Consider the following 1412-nt stretch of genomic DNA (forward strand, 5'->3'; position numbering starts at 1 on the left):
ATTCCACGCATGTACAGGATGTCGCCCTTGCCGCCGATCATCTTGGCGAGCGCCTGCATCTCGAGCTTGCCCCACGCGACCTGGTCGTTGGTCACGACGTGCGCCTCGGGCGCGGTGACGCCGGAGTCGACGGCCACCACCGTGATGCCCTGCTTGCTGGCCTCGGCGATGATCGAGTTGAGCTTCTCCGGGTCGGACGGATTGACGATGAGGACGTTGACTCCCTGCGACACGAGGTTCTGGAGATCCTGGATCTGGTCGGTCGGTCCGCCGTTCTTGCTCACAGTCACGACCTTGGAGACAACACCGCTGGCGAGTGCCTCAGCCTTGATCGAACAGATCAGTTCCTCGCGCCATCCGTTGCCGGCAAGGGTGTTGCTGACGCCGACGACGAGCTTGCCGCCGCCTTTGCCGCCGCCGCCGCTACCGCTGGCAGCCGAGGTGTCACCGCTGCCGCATGCCGTGGCGGATGCGGCAAGGACGAGTGTTGTGGCCAGGGCGGTGAGTGCTCTGGTGCGCATCATGGGATCGACCTACTTTCTCAACAGGATCAGAAATGCTGCGGTCTAGATCGAATCGAAATCGATTCCCTGACCTTGTGTCGGTTCACTAGACCTGCACGTACCACACGGATGACGCGAGAAAGATGACGAAAGTCATCGCCGAGAACTTTGCAGGGCCTCCTTGGGGAATCGGACACCGACACAGCCCTTCGTCTTTTCTCCGAGGTACGTGCAGTAGACCCGGACTTGCACGTCGGGATTGCCGTTGAAGTGGGTGATCGCCTTCCGCGGGTCGACGCCGTAGTCCTCGACGAGCCAATCGAGCAGCCACAGGTGCGCCTGCCTGACGGCGTCCTCCCAAGGTCGCTGGGAGGCGAGTTGGATCAGATGGGTGGGGCTTTCGATGCGAACGAAGGGAGGCTGCTTTCCCTTGATGACCCCGCACGCAAGAGTGACGTCGGCTTCACATTCGTCCGCGGAACCCACGAACTCGGTGGCCTGGCTCGCCTGTACGTCGCCTGCGTACAGCAGTGCGCCTTCATGCGCGACGGGATAGTAGATGCGGTGGCCCTTCTTGATGTCCAACGCGTCGAGATTGCCTCCGAAGCGGGTCTGCATCGTGAAGGTGTCGTGACCCTGCTCGGGCCGCTGGGGGACGACGCCCAGACAACCGATGTGCGGCTCGAGGGGCCAGCTCGTTCCGTTGCTCAGGTGCCCCGTGCCGTCGGCGGTCGTTCCGCTCTCGCCGGCGCGATGCTCGACAGTCTCGGTGAACGGCTCGCCGAGCTCGGGGTACTTCGTCCCCAGAAGCGGACCGAATCCGCCTTGCGAGGCCACGAAGCCCACAGGGCCCGGGACGATGTCCAGGACGTCGACGACCAGGGTGTCGCCCGGTTCGGCCCCTTCGAC

The 1412-nt window shown here is 63.7% G+C and carries 2 protein-coding genes; both read right to left on the reverse strand.

Going from position 1 to position 1412, the window contains the following annotated elements; genetic code table 11:
• Positions 1-524: substrate-binding domain-containing protein (locus tag ABT300_RS44035; protein WP_351688801.1), on the reverse strand; the 524-nt coding region annotated here is incomplete at its 3' end.
• Between the two features lie 132 nt (positions 525-656).
• Positions 657-1412, reverse strand: a 756-nt coding sequence (locus ABT300_RS44040) for an acetamidase/formamidase family protein (protein WP_351688804.1), incomplete at its 5' end; no start/stop codon positions are given.

The organism is Streptomyces sp. NPDC001027 (genome assembly GCF_040299045.1).
Lineage (GTDB): Bacteria > Actinomycetota > Actinomycetes > Streptomycetales > Streptomycetaceae > Streptomyces.